The organism is Microcystis sp. M083S1, from assembly GCF_020246405.1.
Lineage (GTDB): Bacteria > Cyanobacteriota > Cyanobacteriia > Cyanobacteriales > Microcystaceae > Microcystis > Microcystis aeruginosa_C.
In genome coordinates this window covers 1-4228 of sequence record NZ_JADBTB010000176.1, presented here as the reverse complement: position 1 = coordinate 4228, position 4228 = coordinate 1, and the positions used below count along the sequence as shown (strand labels likewise).

General features: G+C 47.4%; 3 protein-coding genes. 2 read left to right on the top strand and 1 reads right to left on the bottom strand.

Features of this window, described 5'->3' with window-relative positions:
- Positions 1 to 203 precede the first annotated feature (203 nt).
- Positions 204 to 1688, top strand: a complete 1485-nt coding sequence (locus tag IM450_RS16065) for a glutamate synthase subunit beta (RefSeq protein WP_287669718.1) — start codon at positions 204 to 206, stop codon at positions 1686 to 1688.
- A gap of 375 nt (positions 1689 to 2063) precedes the next feature.
- Here IM450_RS16065 and IM450_RS16060 read toward each other — a convergent pair whose 3' ends face one another.
- Positions 2064 to 2804, bottom strand: a complete 741-nt coding sequence (locus tag IM450_RS16060) for a response regulator transcription factor (protein WP_002798623.1) — start codon at positions 2802 to 2804, stop codon at positions 2064 to 2066.
- Positions 2805 to 3314: 510 nt separating this feature from the next.
- Between IM450_RS16060 and IM450_RS16055 the strand changes: the two genes are divergently transcribed.
- The gene (locus tag IM450_RS16055) at positions 3315 to 4034 is read left to right on the top strand and encodes a biliverdin-producing heme oxygenase (protein WP_004268415.1); all 720 of its coding nucleotides are present in this window, start codon (positions 3315 to 3317) and stop codon (positions 4032 to 4034) included.
- Positions 4035 to 4228 lie beyond the last annotated feature (194 nt).

Here is a 4228-nt window from a genome sequence, read left to right as displayed (position 1 = left end):
GAATAAATCTAAAAACCTTGCTGGATAAGACTTTTAGCCTTTTTTGAAATCCAAAAGTACCAGATATGGGAGTGATCAGGGGGAAATTCAGCTACTTTTTCCCTGAAAATTAGGTAATTGACCCCCTCAAAATCGGTAAAGTTGCGGGAATCGATCGAACCCTGAAGGAAGATAGGGAATAAACGACAGAGACAAAAAAGACTATGGGCAAACCGACTGGCTTTATCGAATTCCTGCGTGAACTTCCTTCCGAACTTACCCCCCTCGATCGCCTTCATAATTGGGATGAGTTTCATCTTCCCATGCCAGAAGATAAACTCCGCAATCAGGCAGCCCGTTGTATGGATTGTGGCACACCATTTTGTCACACGGGAACCCTAATTAGTGGCATGGCCAGTGGTTGCCCGATTAATAACCTGATTCCCGAATGGAATGATTTAATCTATCGAGGATTGTGGCGAGAAGCCCTCGATCGCCTCCATAAAACCAATAATTTCCCCGAATTTACCGGTAGAGTCTGCCCCGCCCCCTGTGAGGGTTCCTGTGTTCTCGGTATTCATAATCCCCCCGTTACGATCAAAAATATTGAATGTTCGATTATTGACAAAGGTTGGGAATCTGGGTGGATTACTGCCAATCCCCCCGCCATCCGTACCGGCAAAAAAGTGGCCGTGATCGGTTCTGGACCTGCTGGATTAGCAGCCGCCGACCAGTTAAATAAAGCCGGTCACTGGGTGACAGTTTATGAACGGGCCGATCGCCCCGGGGGACTATTAATGTACGGTATCCCCAACATGAAGTTAGATAAGGAAGAAGTGGTTCTGCGTCGTCTCCAGATGCTCGAACAGGAAGAGGTAAAAATGGTCTGTAACACGGAAGTGGGCAAGGATATCAGCAGCCAAGACCTATTAAACGAATACGATGCCGTGGTTATCTGTACCGGGGCCACCAAACCCCGGGATTTAAACATCGAAGGTCGCCACTTAAAGGGCATTCACTTCGCCATGGAGTTTCTCACCGCTAATACAAAGGCACTATTAGACGGACAGCCGGGGGAGGATTTTATCTCGGCCGCGGGTAAAGACGTGGTAATTATCGGCGGTGGTGACACGGGAACCGACTGTGTGGGGACTTCCCTGCGTCATAACTGCCGTAGCGTCACCCAATTAGAAATTATGCCGCAACCGCCCCGAGAACGGGCCGCCGATAATCCCTGGCCCGAATGGCCGAAAACCTACCGTCTGGACTATGGACAAGAGGAAGCAGCCGCGCGTTTTGGTGATGACCCCCGGGTTTATACCACCACGGCGACTAAATTCGAGGGGGATAGCGAGGGTAACGTCACAGGGATCCACACGGTACAGGTGGAATGGCAACGCAACGAAAAAGGGCAGTTTATCCCCCAACCGGTAGCAGGAACGGAAAAAGTCATCCCGACGCAATTAGTTCTATTGGCCATGGGATTTTTGGGACCAGAACAGCCTTTACTCGATGATTTAGGCTTAGAAAAGGATGCCCGCAGCAATATCAAGGCCGAACACGGTCAATTTGCCACTAGCTTACCGAAAGTGTTCGCCGCAGGAGATTGTCGTCGTGGTCAAAGTTTGGTAGTTTGGGCGATTAATGAAGGTCGCGGGGCCGCCAGGGAATGCGATCGCTTTTTGATGGGGGCGACGGATTTACCTTAGACCAGTAGTTAGGACTTGCGGCAAAAAGTTTTTTGTGGGGGCGGGGTGTGGGGTGTGGGGTGTAGGGTTTTACCGATTTTCAGGGAAAAAGTCCCTGAATTTTCCCCCCGATCACTCCCAGATGCGGTACTTTTTGATTTCTAAAAGGTCTAAAAGTCTTACCCAACAAGGTTTTTAGATTTATTCAGCCAGCCATAGTTACTCCCGCCATTGTCCTGACTTGCTGGGGGTGTTTTCCCCTGGTTATAGTCAGGGCCAAAAAGAGGCCTCAGCCATAGCCATCAAAACCGAACCGCCGGTCAAACCTTCTCAATCTGAAGAGGAGGAGCGAGGAAACAATTGTCCCTATTGCCTATCTAGACAATTGCTCCCTGTTTAAACCGTTGCCGCCGATGAATCAAGCACCACCTGTTCATTGGTGGGTAACTCCAGACAATAACCCGCACCGTAAACGGTTTTAATATAGCGAGGGTGGCGGGGATCGGGTTCTAGTTTCGTTCTCAGATGGCGAATATGAACGCGAATAGTCTCGATATCATCATCGGGATCGTATCCCCAGACCTCCTTGAGAATATCACTAGGGGAAACGGTTTGACCGTGACGTTGGAGAAGACAGTGGAGTAACTCGAATTCTAGATGGGTTAACTTGACCACACTTTCAAACCAGACCGCCTCAAAACGTTCGGGAACCAGGGTTAAAGGTCCAAAACTGAGTATTTCTGAGTGTTTAGCGGCTTGGGGAATGCGATCGGTGCGTCTGAGGAGAGCGCGTACCCTAGCTAACATTTCCTCCACCTCGAAAGGTTTGGTCAGGTAATCATCGGCACCGGCGTTAAAACCTTCCACTTTATCTTGGGTTTGTCCTAAGGCTGTGAGCATCAAAATCGGGATGTCGGACGTGCGTTCATCTCGTCGCAAACGCTGACAGACGGTAAAACCATCGACTTTGGGCAGCATTAAATCCAGCATGATTAAATCGGGTTGTAACTGGACGGCCAAGGCCTGGCCTTTAATCCCGTCCTCTGCGGGATTAACGTCATAACCCGCCATCTCCAAGTTGATGGAGACTAATTCCGCGATTGCAGGATCATCATCGATTACAAGTATTCGGGGCATTACCAGAGTGTTATGACTAACGGTTTGGGTAGGGAGTTGCTAAATGTGTTCTCGCTGACATCGCAACTAGGGCTTTGTCTCTCAAGGGCTTGAGTTTAGCACAACATAAAGAATCCTGTACTGATTATAAGCATGATTGCTAAATTCGGTTTTAATTTGTGAAATTTTGCTGATATAAGTCTCGTGAATGTTAAGAATTGCTAAGAAGCGTGAAGAATGTCGAGCAAGAATTGATATTGGTGCTAGATTATACCATCTCTCTCCCCAAGATCAACTAGGAAGCAGTTTTTCACTAATCTTTACAATTGCGCCATCTCGATCGATACCGGTTTTAACTGGCGGTCAAGTCCTGCTAGAGCTAAATTTCTCCCCTAAGCTCCCCCAGAGGTACTGTAAAAATTCTTAATAAAATTACCGATCGATTCAGTTTAATCTACCAAAATAGACGGTTTTAGTAAGCATCTGTAACGAACCCGATCCATTCTACTCATCCAAACAGGTGATCATAATATGAGCGTTAATTTATCAACTCAACTGCGGGAAGGCACGAAAAAATCCCACACCATGGCAGAAAACGTCGGTTTTGTCAAGTGTTTTCTCAAAGGCGTGGTAGAAAAAACTTCCTATCGCAAACTGGTGGCTAACCTCTACTTCGTCTATTCGGCCATGGAGGAGGAGATGGAAAAACTTCGTAGTCATCCCGTCGTTTCTAAAATCTGTTTTCCTGAACTCAATCGTAAAAATACGCTGGAACAGGATTTATATTTTTATTACGGTCCCAATTGGCGCAACGAGATCGCTTTATCTCCCGCAGGTCAGGCCTACGTTAACCGGATTCGGGAAATCGCCACAACAGAACCCGAATTATTAGTCGCTCATTCCTATACCCGTTATCTCGGCGATCTGTCCGGGGGGCAAATCTTGAAAAAAATCGCCGAAAAAGCGATGAATCTGGAAACTGGTGGCACGGCTTTCTATGATTTCAAAGATATTTCCGACGAAAAAGCCTATAAAAACCACTATCGTCAAACCCTCGACGAGTTACCAGTGGATCAAGCCATGGCTGATCGCATTGTCACCGAAGCTAACGCCGCTTTTGGCATGAACATGAAAATGTTCCAAGAGTTGGAAGGTAATCTGATCAAAGCGATCGGAATTATGCTCTTTAATACTCTCACCCGTCGTCGCACCACCAGCAGCACCGAAACTGGATTGGCTACCGCCGAATAGTAGTCAAGAAAACCAAAAAAAACGGAAATTCTAGAATTGGGGTAATGGTCAGCCTTGACATCCTCGCCGCCCTAAAAGTGCGGCGATTCCTAAACCTCACGATTTAAGTTTCTGCTTCCACCACCGTCGCATACCACAGTTAAAAAACCATGTACTGTCTTACACAGAGTCCACAGACTTTCGCCCCATTTCAG